Source organism: Mesonia sp. K4-1 (assembly GCF_008017825.1).
Taxonomy (GTDB): Bacteria; Bacteroidota; Bacteroidia; order Flavobacteriales; family Flavobacteriaceae; genus Mesonia.
In genome coordinates this window covers 218,998-234,798 of sequence record NZ_VRLS01000012.1, presented here as the reverse complement: position 1 = coordinate 234,798, position 15,801 = coordinate 218,998, and the positions used below count along the sequence as shown (strand labels likewise).

The following is a 15,801-nucleotide window of genomic DNA, read 5'->3' as shown; positions in this document are numbered from 1 at the left end:
AATTTATTTTTTTTGACGAACGGTTCTTTGTTCAATTCTCTTTTCGTAATCTTTTCCTTGAAAAATACGTTGTACAAAAATTCCTGGAATATGAATTTGGTTAGGATCTAGTTCTCCTGGTTTTACCAACTCTTCTACCTCAACTACTGTTACTTTTGCAGCTCCGCACATACAAGGGTTAAAATTTCTTGCAGTTCCTTTAAAAATAAGATTTCCTGCCTCGTCTCCCTTCCAAGCTTTTATAAAGGCAAAATCTGCTTTGTATGCTTCTTCTAACACGTACATTTTCCCATCAAACTCACGTACTTCTTTCCCTTCGGCTACTTCTGTTCCGTAACCTGCTGGAGTAAAAATAGCAGGAAAACCTTGTTGAGCCGCTTGACATTTAGCTGCTAATGTTCCTTGCGGAGTAAGCTCTACATCTAATTCACCGCTTAACATTTGGCGTTCAAACTCGGCGTTTTCACCTACATAAGAAGATATCATTTTTTTTATCTGATTTTTTTTCAGCAATAAACCCAATCCAAAATCATCTACTCCTGCATTGTTTGAAATACAAGTAATATCTTTTACATTTTTATTTACTAGTTCTGTTATAGAGTTCTCAGGAATTCCGCTAAGGCCAAATCCGCCAAGCATAAAAGTCATCCCATCTTGAATGCCTTCTAAAGCTTCTTGAACATTATTTACCGTTTTTCTTATCATAAGAATATATTTTAAAGATCTAATTCTTCTGTTATTTCTCCTCCTTCTGTAGTTGTATTTTCAGATGAAGCAGCATCACAATCTGTTTGAATAGTAAGTACCTCTGGTTTTTCAAAAGCTCCTTTAGAAACTTCTAAATCCTCATCTTCATATACTTTCTTCATATAAATTCCCCAAATAGGCAAAGCCATAGTCGCTCCTTGACCGTAAGTTATGCCAGGGAAATGAACAGATCTATCTTCTCCACCTACCCAAACTCCTGTGGTAAGGTTAGGAACAATACCCATAAACCACCCGTCACTTTGGTTTTGTGTGGTTCCTGTTTTACCTGCGATGGGGTTTTTAAATGCATAAGGATACCCCGTTACCGCTCGTTTATAATGTGTAAGATTAGCAGCATAATTACTATCGGTTTTTAATCTCGTACCCGAACCTCCTTGGGTTACGCCTTCCATTAAGTTAATGGTTACGTAAGCTGCTTCTTCACTCATTACATCCCTACTTTCTGGGACGTGTTGATAAAGTATAGTCCCGTTTTTATCTTCGATACGGGTAACAATTACAGGTTTTACATAAACGCCTTTATTGGCAAATGTACTGTAAGCTGAAACCATTTCGAATACACTTAAATCTACAGATCCCAGCGCTATAGCCGCCACAGGATCTATATTCTCTGTGTTTGCTCCCAGTTTGTCTAATAAATCAATTACCGGCTCTGGACCAATTTTATCAATTAATCTAGAAGTTATAGTATTTAATGAATTTGCTAACGCCTCTTTTAAACTTACCATTCCGCCATATTTTCCACCACTGTTTTTTGGAGTCCAATCTTTAGTTACTCCGTGTTTCCCTGCAGGAATAGTGTGTAAAGTGTTAGGTAGTTCATAACACGGTGAAAGATGCAATTGGTCTATCGCCGTTGCGTATACAAATGGCTTAAAAGTAGAACCTACTTGTCTACGCGCTTGCTTTACGTGTTCGTATTTAAAATGTCTTAGATCTATTCCTCCAACCCAAGCTTTTACTTCACCTGTTTGAGGTTCCATCGACATCATTCCCGTATTTAGGAAAGATTTGTAGTAATAGATAGAATCTCTAGGAGTCATAATTGTATCTTTTTCTCTTTTCTCATTCCATGCAAAAACAGACATAGGTGTTTTTTTATCGAATGAGGCCCTAATTTTCTCTTCTGAAAAACCTTTATCTTTCATCTCCCACCAACGCACACTATTTTTCATAGAGCGTTCTATAATACGATCAATTTCTTCTGAGGATACTTTTCTAAAAGGAGCTGTTTTATTGTTTTTATTCTGCCTATCAAATTCCTTCTGAAGATTTGACATATGTGCTTGCACTGCTTCTTCTGCATAAGTTTGCATTCTAGAGTCTATGCTGGTGTATACTTTAAGTCCGTCTCTATAGATATTGTATGTTTCACCATTCGCTTGCGGATTTTCTTTTGCCCAGTCCTTAAGAAACTCTCTTAAATACATTCTAAAATATGTAGCTAAACCAGATTGATGACTTTCTGGATGATAATCTATTTTTAAAGGAAGTGCTTGCAGAGAATCTTTTTGTTTTTCATCTATAAAACCAGCCCTCTCCATTTGTAGTAAAACCACGTTTCTTCTATTAGTTACTCCCTCTGCGTTTCTACGTGGATTGTATAAAGATGAATTTTTAAACATTCCTACCAAAACAGCAGCTTCCTCAATTTTTAATTCTTGAGGTTCTTTTCCGCCAAAATAAATTCTGGAAGCCGATCTAATACCTACCGCATTATTGTTAAAGTCGTAAATATTAAAATACATGGCCAGTATTTCTTGTTTGGTATAGCTTCGCTCTAAACGAACCGCTATTACCCACTCTTTAATCTTTTGAGTTACCGCTTCAAAAATATTACTTGATCTTACGCCAGTAAATAACTGCTTAGCTAATTGCTGAGAAATAGTACTAGCTCCTCCATTTGATCCTAAATAGGCTATTGCTCTTAATGTACCTCTAGCATCTATCCCAGAATGATCATAATACCTTATATCTTCAGTTGCAACTAAAGCATTGATAAGATTCGGGGGAAGCTCTTCATATTTTATAGGAGTACGATTTTCGTTATAATACTTTCCTAAGGTCTCCCCATCTGAAGAGAAAACCTCTGTAGCTAAATTAGTTTCAGGGTTTTCTAATTGTTCAAAAGTTGGCATTTCACCCAAAAGTCCCCAACTCGCCAAAAGAAATACGCTTACTACTAAAACAATCCCTAAGGCGAAAAGCTTCCAAAAAATACCAATGTATTTTCTAAAAGAACTTGTTTCTTTTTTCTTTTTCTTATTTGCTTTTACGTTTGCCACCTTTATACGTATTAATTAGTTGTTTTTTCTACTCTAAAACCTATTTCTAAAATCCCTTCTAAATTCTTTATACCTTCTACTTCTCCATTTTCACGCATTGCTTGTTCTAAGGTAACGGTATATGCTCCATCCTCTAAAAAGCGTACGTTTTCTTTGTACCAAAGTTTATTCTCTTTTACTTCTCCTGCTCCTGTTCCCATAAAATCTCCATTAGGGTAAGCCATTTCATATTCTAAAGTATCTGTAATTTGTTTTCCGTTGGGAAACTGCATTTTTGATATTAGAAAAAGGTTATTATACTTATAATCACTATTATTTCTAACGTTAAAAAACAAGTTATAAGTCTGTAAACTATCAATATTTTTTATTTCAAATTTAACTACAGAGTCTTTTGCCCACGCATTTGGTATACTTTTATACTCATCATACACTTGCTTAGAGTCACAAGAAATTACGCTAACTAGGAAAATAGATCCTAAAAGAAAAACTCCTAATTTATGCATTTTTAGAATTATTTTTTCTCCTGTTATTTGACTTGTTCTGAGGTTTTTTACTACCCGTTTTTTGATTAGGTTTAGAGTTTGCATTCGTATTTGCATTTGCCTTTTGTGGCTTTCTCTTTTTCTTTCTTCTCTTTTTAGGTTGAGATGATTTAGGTTTATCAAATCGGGTTAAACTATCTTGCCCAACTACATTACTAAAATCTACCTCTACTTCTTGCTGAAGTTGAATTGCAAACTCTTCCAAACTTGCTACTGGCTTTTTATCCTTTGCAGCTTTAATAATGATTTTAACTTGATCTGTAGTTAACTCATGCCAATTCATCCATTCCCCTTCATACGCATACCAAAGAGAACCTTTAAAAATGTCTATCTTTTGACAAACCGCCGTCCCCTTTTGAGTTTGGAGTTTTGTATCCTGTCTTGGAAATTCTTTAAGAGCATCTAAATAAGAATCTAATTCGTAATTTAAACAACACTTCAATTTACCACATTGACCTGCCAATTTTTGCGGATTTAATGATAGCTGTTGGTATCTAGCCGCCGATGTGGTTACACTTCTAAAGTCGGTTAACCAAGTAGAGCAGCATAATTCACGCCCACAAGAACCAATTCCGCCAAGGCGAGCTGCTTCTTGTCTAAAACCAATTTGGCGCATTTCAATACGCGTTCTAAATTCTTGTGCAAACTCTTTAATAAGTTGCCTAAAATCTACACGCTCTTCTGCGGTATAATAAAAAGTAGCTTTAGAGGCATCTCCTTGAAATTCAATATCACTAATCTTCATTTTTAACTGAAGACGAATTGCTATTTCACGAGCTCTCACCTTCATAGGCTCTTCTTTTTCTCGTGCAGTTTGCCAGATATCAATATCTTTTTGTGAAGCTTTTCTATAAATTTTCAATACTTCTTCACTATCTACTTTTACGCGCTTTTTCTTCATTTGTACGCGAACCAATTCCCCCGTAAGGGTAACAATTCCTACATCATGACCTGGTGAAGCTTCTACTGCCACCACATCACCCATACTTAAAGTAAGGTTTTCTGTATTCTTGAAAAAGTGTTTTCTTCCGTTCTTAAAACGTACTTCTACACATTGAAAAGTTTCTTGCCCATTAGGCAAACTCATATTTGATAACCAATCGAATACGGTTAGTTTATTACAACCATCTGTACCGCAGGTTCCATTATTCTTACATCCTTTTGGCTGACCGTCTTTGCCAGTCGAGCAACTTCCACACGCCATATGTTCTATATATTGAAATACAATCGCAGCTATTTCATTACTGCGTGTATTGAAAAATTAATACTTTATTTAAAAGGGTAAATATACCAATTTATTGTGAGGAGCGAGAAAATGAAAAAAGATAATAGGTTTCTCTTCTTAGAAAGAGATTTTAACGAGAAAATAGATAAGAAAAAGTGTTACCAAAATAGCGGCTAACGGAAAAGAAACAGGATTCCATTTACTTTTGTACCACAAAAAATGACGCTACTAATATAACAGTAGTAGCCAAAAATGCGGGAATAGTTAATAACTCTACAAAAACACCTACAATTACAGGAGTATCTTTAATGTCAAAATAAGTAAAACTGTAGAGCCACAAAAAATATAAAAGCACGCTTAACGCGGAAAAAAATACAAGTTTATTGATGAGTTGAATTTTCATAAACTATTGAAGTACTTGAAAAGGCATTATTATAAATTAAAACATCGATTACACAAATTGTTTTTACATTTGTAATTCTTGTCTTCAAAAGACACATTTATATTATAATCTAAAAATATGAAAGTAAAATTAATATCACAAGCTTCTGCAATAATCACATGTTCTGATTGTAAAATATGGACAGACCCTTGGTTAGTGGGAAAAGCTTTTAATAACTCTTGGAGCTTACACCCAAAACCTAACTTTAAGGAAGAATGGTATAATGAAATAGATTATTTATGGATTTCTCATGAACACCCAGATCACTTTCATATTGAAACCCTTAAAAATTTACCCGCTTCATTTAAGGAAAGAGTTACTGTTCTTTTTCAGAAGAAAAATTCTGATAAAATGCCAAATGCATTTAAACGTTTAGGTTTTAAAACTGTAAAATTACTTACGCATTCTAAATTAACTAAGCTTACCGATCAAACAGAAGTTTTTGTTTATCAAGTAGGTATTATGGATTCTGCTTTAGGTGTTAAAAATAAGGGGTTTTCTGTTTTTAATATGAATGACTGCGAGCCTAATGCCAATGATTATAAGATAATTTCAAAGAAGTTTGATTCTAAAATAGATGCTTTACTCAATCAATTTTCGTTAGCGGGTAATAATGGTTCTAGAGAAAATATTCCTCAAATTGAAACCAAAGCTAAGGGCATTTTACAAAATATGATCACAGATCATAAAGGTCTAAATGCTAAAATTACGATCCCATTTGCAAGTTTTGTGTATTTTTCGAGTATCACCAATAAATATATTAACGCTTACCACAATACAGTAAATGATGTAAAAAATATTTTCGATCAAGAAGGCTTGGGATTAAAAGCTCTTTATATTAATGATGAGTTAGATTTGAATAATGAAAATTATGATGATTCTAAAGCTCTCAAAAAATTTGAAGAACAATCTAATTTTGCCTCTTTAGATTATGACAGTTATCCTGAAATTTCTTTTGAAACTATAAAAGAAGGGTTTTTCAAAAGAAGAGATCAGTTGCTTTTAAGCTACCCAAAATTTATTTTAAATAAGTTAGGGAAAATATCTGTGTTTTTAGAAGATAGCAATTACGGAATATCTTTCTCGATGGCCTCGGGAATAATTGAGAAAAATCTTGATATTTCAATAGATAACGCCGATTTGATTATGCATTCCCAACCCTTTCATCAAGCCTTTAGCACAACTTGGGGGGTACAGACTTTAGGAGTAGGAGCTCAATATTTTATCGAAAAAAATGAATCTACTTGGAAATGGTATAGACTCATAACTAATTTAAATAATTCTGAAATTTATTTAAAAAGCAAATATCTTTTCTCTAAGAAAATGTTCAATTATACGGTGGCGAGATTAAAAGCTAATGGAATAAGTCAACTTCTTTATAGACTAAAAAAAGCTTAAATAAAAAAACCCTTCAAATTCCTGAAGGGTTTTTTGTAATTATATTTTAAACTTCAGCACTTCAGATCTTCCTTTTTTAAAGATTTTATTACTGTTGTGTTTTCCTTTTCTTAGTGCTTTTTGCTCTTCATGAGGAAGTGCATTCACCTCTTTACATTCTTGAGAACAACAGTTGTCCATTTTTTCTGCACAAGATGTACATTGTATAAACAACAAATGGCAAGCTTCATTATCGCAATTTACATGCGTATCGCAGGCTTCGCCACATTGGTGACACTTGGCAATAACATCATCGGTGATTTTTTCCGCTCGACGGTGATCAAACACAAAATTCTTCCCTATAAATTTATTTTCTAATTGTAAATTTTCTACTTGGCGGGAGTATTCTATAATACCACCTTCTAATTGAAATACATTTTTAAAACCTTTATGCTTATAGTAAGCACTAGCTTTTTCGCAACGAATACCTCCAGTGCAATACATAACCAAATTTTTATCTTCTTTGTGCTCTTTCAAATCTTCTTCTATAATATCTAAAGAATCTCGAAAGGTGTCTACATCTGGTGTAACAGCTCCTTTAAAATGCCCTATTTCACTTTCGTAATGGTTTCGCATATCTACCAAAACCGTGTTAGGATCACTAATAAGATCATTAAATTTTTGTGCGTCTACGTGAATTCCTTTTTGAGTAACATCGAAGGTTTCATCATTTAGACCGTCGGCTACAATTTTATCACGTACTTTCACTTTTAATTTTAGAAAAGATTTGGTATCGTGCTCGATGGCAATATTTAAACGTACACCTTCTAAGAAATAAATTCCGTCAAGAAAATTTTTAAATTCATTAAATCGGGTTGCAGGAACAGAAAGTTGGGCATTAATCCCTTCGTTTGCAACATAAATTCTACCTAAGACCTCTAGTTGGTCCCAAGCAATAAATAAATGATTTCTAAAAAGTTCTGGATTGCCAATTTTGGCGTACTGATAAAAAGAAAGCGTTAAACGGTCTTCACCGGCATCATCTAAAAGCTGCGCTCTCTCTTGTGCACTTAGCTTATTGTACAGTTGCATGCTATACTAATTTTAAGTTATACAAAAGTTGAAGCGGCAAAGATAATATAAAAATAAAGAACTTGGGAATAAGCTTAAATGTGTGGATTAGAAGTTGTTTTCAATTAGAAACAAGCTTCATAAGCTTTTGTGATAAATTAGAGGTAAAAAAAATGCCCGAAACTTTTGCTTGGGGCATTTTTTTGAACGGCTAATTCGTTATTTATATTTTTTTAAAAAAAATCAAAAAATAGAAATAACGTTAGCCACCGTCCACTTTACAGCTACTCATAAAACTTATGGTAGCACCGCCGTGACGGGAATTCAAAATCATATTTTTTTTGAGAAATTTCATAAATGTTCTCCTTGCTTTTAAAGTAGATGCAAGAAATATAAAAAGGTTGCGTATAAGATTGTAATGAAACAAAACTTATAGTACTTTAGCACCACTTGAAGATAACATAGAAAGCGATAGATTATGAGCAAAGAAAAAGATAACGAAAAAGAAGCAAAACTAAAAGCGTTAAAATTAACGTTAGACAAGTTAGATAAAACTTACGGTAAGGGAACGGTGATGAAAATGAGTGATCAAGCCGTACAAGATGTAGATGCTATCCCTTCGGGTTCTTTAGGCTTAGATTTAGCCTTAGGAGTGGGAGGTTATCCTAGAGGTAGAGTAATTGAAATTTACGGACCAGAATCTTCTGGTAAAACTACATTAACGTTACACGCTATTGCGGAAGCTCAAAAAGCAGGAGGTATTGCAGCATTTATTGATGCAGAGCATGCTTTTGATCGTACGTATGCTGAAAAGTTAGGAATTGATATTGAAAATCTAATTATTTCTCAGCCAGATCATGGGGAGCAAGCATTAGAAATTGCCGATAACCTAATACGTTCTGGAGCAATAGATATAATTGTAGTCGATTCTGTAGCAGCATTAACTCCTAAAAGTGAAATTGAAGGAGAAATGGGAGACTCAAAAATGGGGCTTCATGCTAGGTTAATGTCACAAGCGTTGAGAAAATTAACGGCTTCTATTAGTAAAACTAATTGTACCGTTATTTTTATTAACCAGTTACGTGAGAAGATTGGAGTAATGTTTGGAAATCCAGAAACTACTACGGGAGGTAACGCTCTTAAATTTTATGCTTCTGTAAGATTAGATATTAGAAGATCTACTCAAATTAAAAACAGTAATAGCGACGTAATGGGGAATAAAACCCGTGTAAAAGTAGTGAAGAACAAAGTTGCTCCTCCTTTTAAAATGGCAGAATTTGATATTATGTACGGCGAAGGGGTTTCTAAAGTTGGAGAAATCATTGATATAGGTGTAGACTACGAAATTGTAAAGAAAAGTGGTTCTTGGTTTAGCTATGAAGACACTAAATTAGGTCAAGGTAGAGACGCCGTTAAAGCACTTTTAAAAGACAATCCAGATTTAATGGATGAGCTGGAAACTAAAATTACTGAAGCTATCAAATTAGCTAAAGCTTAAAAACATTTTGTTTTTTAGATTAAAGAATCTCGCCAATGGCGAGATTCTTTTGTTTTACACGCAACCATTCTGATAATAAAACATCTATAACTAAACCCTTATATTTGTATTGTAAGAAATACATTCTCAAGTGATGAAAAAAATTACCCTGTTTTTTACCCTCCTTGTCTTAGTTACAAGTTGTAGTAATGATGATATAAATGATATTGATTTTACCTATGAATTAATGCCAGTTACTTCTATTGATTTTCCCGACACTATAAATTTTAACGAAACCTATAATTTCCCGCTAAGTTATAACCGTCCTTCTACCTGTTATGGCTTTGCAGGATTTAACGTTATTGAAAACGAACAAGAGGTTAAGTTAAGTATTTTAAATACTGTAATAGAAAATGGCTCTAATTGTGAAGATCTAGAAAATACTACCGTTACGGAAATGTTTGAGTTTTTTGTAGATCGTAACGATTATTATACTTTTAAAATATATCAAGGCGAAGATGAAGAAGGAAATGAGTTATACCTAACTAAAGAAATAATGATTCAGCAATAATTATTAATGAGTATTGAGAAGCTTATAAAACAATGTAAAAAGCAAGATTTAAAATCTCAGGAAAAGTTATATCAACTTTTCTCACATAAGCTTTTTTCGGTTTCTTTAAAATACTCAAGAAATTATGCCGAGGCCGAAGATAATTTACAAGATGCCTTTATCATTATTTTCAAGAAAATTAACCAGTTTAACTTTAAAGGCTCTTTTGAAGGCTGGATGAAAAGAATAGTGATTAATACGGCTTTACAACGTTATCGAAAACAACACGTTTTTGAAATTGTAAATGAAGAAAACATAGAACAACCCGAAGTAGAAATCAATGAAGAGAATATCCCTTTAAAATTTTTACTTCAAATAATTCAAGATTTGCCAGACCGTTACCGTATGGTTTTTAACCTCTACGCTTTAGACGGCTACTCTCACAAAGAAATCGCAGAAACCATGGGTATTTCTATAGGTACCTCAAAATCTAATCTTGCTAGGGCTAGAGGGATTTTAAAACAAAAGATAGAAGAAAGTCAAAAAAAAAATAACGTACAGTCTGTTTAAAGATGAGTAATAAGAAGAATATAGATCGTTTATATCAGGAGAAGTTCAAAGATTTTGAAGCTACTCCACATAAACGTGTGTGGAAAAATATTGAACAAGAATTAAAGAAAGACAAAAAACGCAGAGTCATACCTATATTTTGGTACAAGACCGCGGGCATTGCTGCTGCTATTGCTTTACTTATATTTTTAGGAGATACTTTATTTGAGTCCGAACAAGTGGAAATCGTTAATTCTAGTAATCCTAAAGAAGAAACTTTAAAAGATGAATCTGTCCCTTCTTTAAAAAATGCTGTAATAAATAAAAGTAAAGAAAGCTCTGTTTCACTTCAGGAAAAAGACAAGTTGAAAACCGAAATTAAAATTGCAGAAACCAGTCCAAGTACTACTCCCGAGAAAGAGAATAATACCGATTTTTATTCTCAGCAAGAATCGGTAAAAAAATCAAAGAAACGATTCAACTCTTATCATTCTGCTCACGAAAATTCAACTCAAAATATAGCTCAAACTAATAACGCTTCCGCGGAAGCAACAACTAAAGAGAACCTTTTAGAAACCACTGAAAGCTTCAAGGGAGAAACTGACTTTAATCAAGAAGCAAATTTAAAATCAAATACCAACCTTGCTTCTACAGTAATTAATAAAGACAGTACATTAACAAAAGAAAACTTAGAAAAAGAGAATGCCTTAGCACAACGGGAGAAAGAACTTAAAGAAGAAAATAATGATGAGAAAGAGGATGATGAAACTGAAAGTTTTGCTCGCTGGAATATTAGACCCAATGTCTCTCCAGTTTATTACGGAAATCTAAGTGATTCTGGAAGCCCTATAGACCCACAATTTTCTAATAATAATGCTTCCGGGGAAGTCAGTATGGCATACGGAGTTAATTTTGCTTATGCTGTTTCTAAAAAATTAAAAGTTAGAACAGGGGTGAGCAGGGTTAAATTAAATTATAGTACCAATGATGTTGCTTTTACCTCATCTGTAGAGCCTGTGAGTCTTAGCGGTGTAAATAGTAATGCTCGGACTAAAAATATACAGGTGGTAAGTGCACGACCATCAAACAACAGTAATCCTAGTTTGCAAGAACGTAATATTAACCCACATACTCTTGGAGATTTAAAACAACAAGTTGGTTTTATTGAAGTACCATTAGAGGTTGAATACGCTTTATTAGACAAACGTTTTGGAATTCACCTTATAGGTGGTGCAAGTAGTCTTATTCTCAATGAAAATGAAGTTGCTATTTCCTCTTCTGAAGGTGTTACCAATTTAGGAAAAGCGAATAACCTTAACTCAGTAAGTTTTAGTACTAACTTAGGAGTTGGTCTTGGGTATGAGATTTCAGAAAAATTAGATTTTAATGTAGAACCTACCTTTAAATATCAACTCAATACATTTTCGGGAAATACCAATGGTTTTAAACCTTATTATTTTGGGGTATATACAGGATTAAATTTTAAGTTTTAGTTAAGTTGAAGTAGTAAGTAGAAAAGGCTTATCTTATATAAAAAGATAAGTCTTTTTACTTTTAAGAAGTTAATTCGTCTAGGATCACTTCTCTTACCTTTTCTTTTAGCTGCGCTTTATTTTCGTGGGAATATGGTTGAGTAGAAAAGAAAGGAAGGATTTTTGCTCTCATTCTACCAGGGCTTCCGCTAAAAAAAGTATAAGAAAATCTTTTTTTGTTATCATAGAATACTAAAGGTACTATAGATATTTTATGGTCTATAGCCAACCTAAAAGCACCATCTTTAAAAGAGTCTAAAATTGTACTTTCATCATCTGGCACACCTCCTTCGGGAAAAATGCAAATACTTACTCCTTGATTAAGTCTACGCTGAGCTTGGTTAAAAACTTCTTTTCGACTGCGTATATTTTTTCGGTCAACCAAAATACACGTACGCTTATAGAAAAAACCGAAGATGGGAATTTTTGCTAGCTCTTTTTTACCAACGAAGACAAATGGATTTTTTACCATATGCAACATCATCATAATATCCATCATAGAAGTGTGATTAGCCACAAACATATAGCTAGAACCTAATTGAGGTTCTGCTTCTCGTTTTATAATAGGTCTAAAGCCCATACCGTAGATTATGATTCTCGCCCAAAACCGAGCTAACACAAAAAAATGTGGATAAAATTTCTCCTTAGAGGTAAACAATAGCAATAGCGGAAACATGAGTATAATAGGAACTCCCATTAACACATAAAACCAAATCCGCCACAGCAAAATTATAGATTTCTTTAAAATCTTCATCTTCCAAAAATATGAAAATGTATTTAGCAAACTCTATAAAAAAAGTACCTTTACAAAAAATATAATTATGTCTAGAATACTAACAGGTGTGCAAAGTACAGGCACACCTCACTTAGGAAACCTTTTAGGAGCCATTATTCCCGCTATTGAGATGGCAAACGATTCTAAAAACGAATCGTATTTGTTTATTGCTAATTTGCATACCTTAACGCAAATTAAAGATGCAGAAACGCTTAAGCACAACACCTACTCTGTCGCAGCAACTTGGCTTGCATTTGGTTTAGACATTCATAAGACCGTTTTTTATAGACAAAGTGATGTTCCTCAAACTACCGAACTTTCTTGGTATCTAAGTTGTTTCTTTCCTTTTCAACGTCTCACCTTGGCACATTCTTTTAAAGATAAAGCCGATAGATTGGCAGATGTTAATTCGGGATTATTTACTTACCCTATGTTAATGGCAGCAGATATTTTATTATACGATGCCGAATTGGTTCCTGTAGGAAAAGATCAATTGCAACACATAGAAATGACCCGCGATGTAGCTTCTCGTTTTCATACCCAAATGGGAGAAACTTTTGTCTTGCCTGAAGGAAAAATACAAGAAGAGACCAAATATATTCCTGGTACCGATGGCGAAAAAATGAGTAAATCTAGAGGGAATTACATCAACCTTTTTGAGACCGATAAAAAATTACGCAAGCAAGTAATGGGTATCGAGACCGATAGTACTCCTTTAGAAGAACCTAAAAATCCCGATACGTGTAATGTGTATAACCTTTATAAAGTAATCGCTTCCGCGGAACAAATTAAAGAAATGAGGGCTAATTATGAAGGTGGTAATTACGGTTATGGCCACGCAAAACAAGCTCTATTCGACCTTTTAATTGATAAATATGCGGTACAGAGAGAAAAGTATAAGTATTATATGACTCACCTTGAAGAAATAGATTCAGCTTTAGAAACCGGAGCTCAAAAAGCACAACAAACTGCTAATGGAGTACTCGCTAGAGTAAGAGAAAAATTAGGGTATTAATCTTATAAGAAATTAGATATAAAAAAAGCCACTTCGATAAAAAGAAGTGGCTTTTATGGTTTAAAATTCAATTATAAATTAAGTCCAATATTAAGTTGAATCATAATAGGAAACCAGTTACCGTTTCCTTTAGTATCAAAATAATAAATGGTACCAACGTCAAAAAGCAAATGAAACTTTCCGTAGGAACGTTGTAATCCCCATGTGGGTCCCACTGCAAAATCATAATTAGAAGTTCTGTCAAAATTACTCTCTATAGTTTCTCCTCTAGTATAAAATCTCCCAGAAATAAAATTACCAGAATTGTGAGCCGTATTTTTATTCTTGGCTAAGCGTTTTTTAAAATTATAAAAGTGTTTATATTGAAGATCTAAAAAAGGTGTAATAAGATATCTAAAACCAGAACCTCCTCCAGATAAATCTGGATAAGATCCTCCGTAAGTTACCCCTAAACCACCAGAAAGAGTTGATGTATTGGTTACCGCATATTCATATTCTACTCCTGGGTTTAAAAAATTTATTCTAAATACATTTTCAGTATAACTGCTATCAACATTATTTTGTGCAGCTATTTCTTGAAAAATAATTAAACTTAATACTATAAATAAAACTTTTTTCATTTATTGCTTTTTATAAGTTTCTGTCACTGTGCTATCTTCAAAGAACGAAATTAAAAGTGTAGAGCTATTTGAAAACTCATAGGTAACGTTTTGTGTAGACTCAATAGGGCTTTCAAAAGTAAGTTTTAATTGATTCTCATCCAAGAATTCATAACTGCCCATAATTAATAAATTATAACAATCCCCAGGTTCATCTCCTTCATTATAATCAAACTCAAGAGTATTATCTTCATTAAAATAAAACTTATTGGATAGCTCACAGAACTCTAAGCCATCTTCGGTTCTTGCGGTTAAATTCCATTGTCCGATAATTGCCTCTTCTGGATTATCAACAGGGATATCATTAGAAGAAGTATCATCATCGCTGCTACAAGATGAAAAAATTAATATCGACAAAAATAAGAATAGGAAAAATGGTTTAGAAAAATTCATGATATATCATTATAAATGAGCCGCAATATATGCGATAAATTAAATTACTTCAAATTGTTTTCCAGGTAATGGTCTCACAACCCCTTTTAATTCTAAAACTAATAGTATAGGATTGAGTTTAAACGTGGGTAATTTACATTGCAAAGCAAGCACATCTACTTCAGACTTTCCTAACTTCTTTAAAGTATCGAATACAAACTGTTCTTCAGTAGAAAGTTCGACAAAAAGCTGTGTTTGTTGTTTCTTTTGATCCCGAATATCCCAATTAAGCACATATACCAAATCAGCTACATTCGTTAGTAACCTAGCTTGCTGAGTTTTAATTAAATTATTACAGCCTTTACTCAACTGGTCGGTATTTCTTCCTGGCACTGCAAACACTTCTCTATTATAAGAGTTGGCAATATCGGCAGTGACCAAAGAACCACCCTTTTCGGCACTTTCAATAACAATCGTAACCTCACTTAAGCCAGCGATAATGCGATTTCTTTTCAAGAAATTTTTTCTGTCAAAATAAGATCCGCTCCAAAAATCGGTCATAAAGCCTCCATGATTCATCACTTCATTCTCATATTTAGCGTGGGCTTTAGGATAAATTTGATCTAATCCATGAGCTAAACAACCTATAGTTTGCAATCCATGAGCCATAGCTGCCTTATGTGCACAAATATCTACTCCGTATGCAAACCCTGAAACTATTACAGGATTCAACGGTGCAAGCTCTTCTATAAGTTGTTCGCAAAAAGCCACTCCATGAGTGGTTACTTTTCTTGTTCCTACAATGCTTACAATTTTTTTGTGCGCTAAATCAATATTTCCTTTTTGAAATAGTAAAATAGGAGCATCAATGCAATGTTTTAAATAATCGGGATAATTTCTGTCTTCAAAATAACGAACCTCAATATTTTCTTTTTCTATAAATAAAAGCTCTTGTTCTGCTTCTTCCATGTACAAAGAATCGTGAATGCTATTAATTTTTAAATCTCCAAAGCCTTCAATTAGTTTTAGTTCTTTTTTGGTACTCTTAAAAATCGCTTCCGCGGAACCTAATGTTCTCAATAGCTTTTTCGCAGAAATATCTCCGATGTTAGGTACTTTTTGTAATGCTAGTAAATAAATTAGTTCTTGCTCGCTCATAGTG

At 33.5% G+C, this 15,801-nt stretch carries 16 protein-coding genes; 6 read left to right on the top strand and 10 right to left on the bottom strand.

Translation table 11 applies throughout. The features are described 5' to 3' along the window. Nucleotides 1-3 precede the first annotated feature (3 nt). The 5 genes from FT986_RS02170 to FT986_RS02150 form a co-directional block, all read right to left on the bottom strand. The gene (locus tag FT986_RS02170) at nt 4-705 is read right to left on the bottom strand and encodes a CoA transferase subunit A (protein ID WP_111539766.1); all 702 of its coding nucleotides are present in this window, start codon (nt 703-705) and stop codon (nt 4-6) included. 11 nt (nt 706-716) lie between these two features. Beyond that, a complete protein-coding gene (locus tag FT986_RS02165; RefSeq protein ID WP_147863618.1) occupies nt 717-3,053 on the bottom strand; it encodes a penicillin-binding protein 1A in 2,337 nt (778 codons plus the stop codon). A gap of 11 nt (nt 3,054-3,064) precedes the next feature. After that, a complete protein-coding gene (locus FT986_RS02160) occupies nt 3,065-3,556 on the bottom strand; it encodes a gliding motility lipoprotein GldH (RefSeq protein ID WP_147863617.1) in 492 nt (163 codons plus the stop codon). Beyond that, nucleotides 3,549-4,799: a regulatory iron-sulfur-containing complex subunit RicT gene (locus tag FT986_RS02155; protein WP_147863616.1), complete on the bottom strand. Its 1,251-nt coding sequence runs from the start codon at nt 4,797-4,799 to the stop codon at nt 3,549-3,551. The genes FT986_RS02160 and FT986_RS02155 overlap by 8 nt, the downstream gene beginning before the upstream one ends. A 220-nt stretch (nt 4,800-5,019) precedes the next feature. Next, nucleotides 5,020-5,223 carry a hypothetical protein gene (locus FT986_RS02150; protein ID WP_147863615.1) on the bottom strand — a complete coding sequence of 68 codons (204 nt, stop codon included), beginning with the start codon at nt 5,221-5,223 and terminating at the stop codon, nt 5,020-5,022. A gap of 117 nt (nt 5,224-5,340) precedes the next feature. Here FT986_RS02150 and FT986_RS02145 point away from each other — a divergent pair, with 117 nt between their 5' ends. Next, on the top strand, nt 5,341-6,660 hold the full coding sequence (locus tag FT986_RS02145) for an MBL fold metallo-hydrolase (RefSeq protein WP_147863614.1): 1,320 nt from the start codon (nt 5,341-5,343) through the stop codon (nt 6,658-6,660). A 39-nt stretch (nt 6,661-6,699) separates the two neighbouring features. Here FT986_RS02145 and FT986_RS02140 read toward each other — a convergent pair whose 3' ends face one another. Continuing rightward, nucleotides 6,700-7,731 carry a rhodanese-related sulfurtransferase gene (locus FT986_RS02140; RefSeq protein ID WP_147863613.1) on the bottom strand — a complete coding sequence of 344 codons (1,032 nt, stop codon included), beginning with the start codon at nt 7,729-7,731 and terminating at the stop codon, nt 6,700-6,702. Nucleotides 7,732-8,188: 457 nt separating this feature from the next. Here FT986_RS02140 and recA point away from each other — a divergent pair, with 457 nt between their 5' ends. The 4 genes from recA to FT986_RS02120 all read left to right on the top strand — a co-directional run bounded on the left by recA (nt 8,189) and on the right by FT986_RS02120 (nt 11,779). Next, nucleotides 8,189-9,208 carry a recombinase RecA gene (gene recA / locus FT986_RS02135; RefSeq protein ID WP_111539773.1) on the top strand — a complete coding sequence of 340 codons (1,020 nt, stop codon included), beginning with the start codon at nt 8,189-8,191 and terminating at the stop codon, nt 9,206-9,208. Nucleotides 9,209-9,341: 133 nt separating this feature from the next. Next, nucleotides 9,342-9,758: a membrane lipoprotein lipid attachment site-containing protein gene (locus FT986_RS02130; RefSeq protein WP_147863612.1), complete on the top strand. Its 417-nt coding sequence runs from the start codon at nt 9,342-9,344 to the stop codon at nt 9,756-9,758. Nucleotides 9,759-9,764: 6 nt separating this feature from the next. After that, a complete protein-coding gene (locus tag FT986_RS02125) occupies nt 9,765-10,307 on the top strand; it encodes an RNA polymerase sigma factor (protein ID WP_147863611.1) in 543 nt (180 codons plus the stop codon). Between the two features lie 2 nt (nt 10,308-10,309). Then, a complete protein-coding gene (locus FT986_RS02120) occupies nt 10,310-11,779 on the top strand; it encodes an outer membrane beta-barrel protein (RefSeq protein ID WP_147863610.1) in 1,470 nt (489 codons plus the stop codon). Nucleotides 11,780-11,840: 61 nt separating this feature from the next. Here the strand turns inward: FT986_RS02120 and FT986_RS02115 are convergent, their stop codons facing one another. Beyond that, a complete protein-coding gene (locus FT986_RS02115) occupies nt 11,841-12,572 on the bottom strand; it encodes a 1-acyl-sn-glycerol-3-phosphate acyltransferase (RefSeq protein WP_147863609.1) in 732 nt (243 codons plus the stop codon). 67 nt (nt 12,573-12,639) lie between these two features. Here FT986_RS02115 and trpS point away from each other — a divergent pair, with 67 nt between their 5' ends. Continuing rightward, nucleotides 12,640-13,608: a tryptophan--tRNA ligase gene (gene trpS, locus FT986_RS02110; protein WP_147863608.1), complete on the top strand. Its 969-nt coding sequence runs from the start codon at nt 12,640-12,642 to the stop codon at nt 13,606-13,608. A gap of 71 nt (nt 13,609-13,679) precedes the next feature. Here trpS and FT986_RS02105 read toward each other — a convergent pair whose 3' ends face one another. The 3 genes from FT986_RS02105 to dprA form a co-directional block, all read right to left on the bottom strand. Further along, entirely contained in the window at nt 13,680-14,228 is a 549-nt protein-coding gene (locus FT986_RS02105) for a hypothetical protein (RefSeq protein WP_147863607.1), read from the bottom strand. Further along, the gene (locus FT986_RS02100; RefSeq protein WP_147863606.1) at nt 14,229-14,624 is read right to left on the bottom strand and encodes a lipocalin family protein; all 396 of its coding nucleotides are present in this window, start codon (nt 14,622-14,624) and stop codon (nt 14,229-14,231) included. A gap of 75 nt (nt 14,625-14,699) precedes the next feature. After that, on the bottom strand, nt 14,700-15,797 hold the full coding sequence (gene dprA, locus FT986_RS02095) for a DNA-processing protein DprA (protein ID WP_147863605.1): 1,098 nt from the start codon (nt 15,795-15,797) through the stop codon (nt 14,700-14,702). Nucleotides 15,798-15,801: the final 4 nt, after the last annotated feature.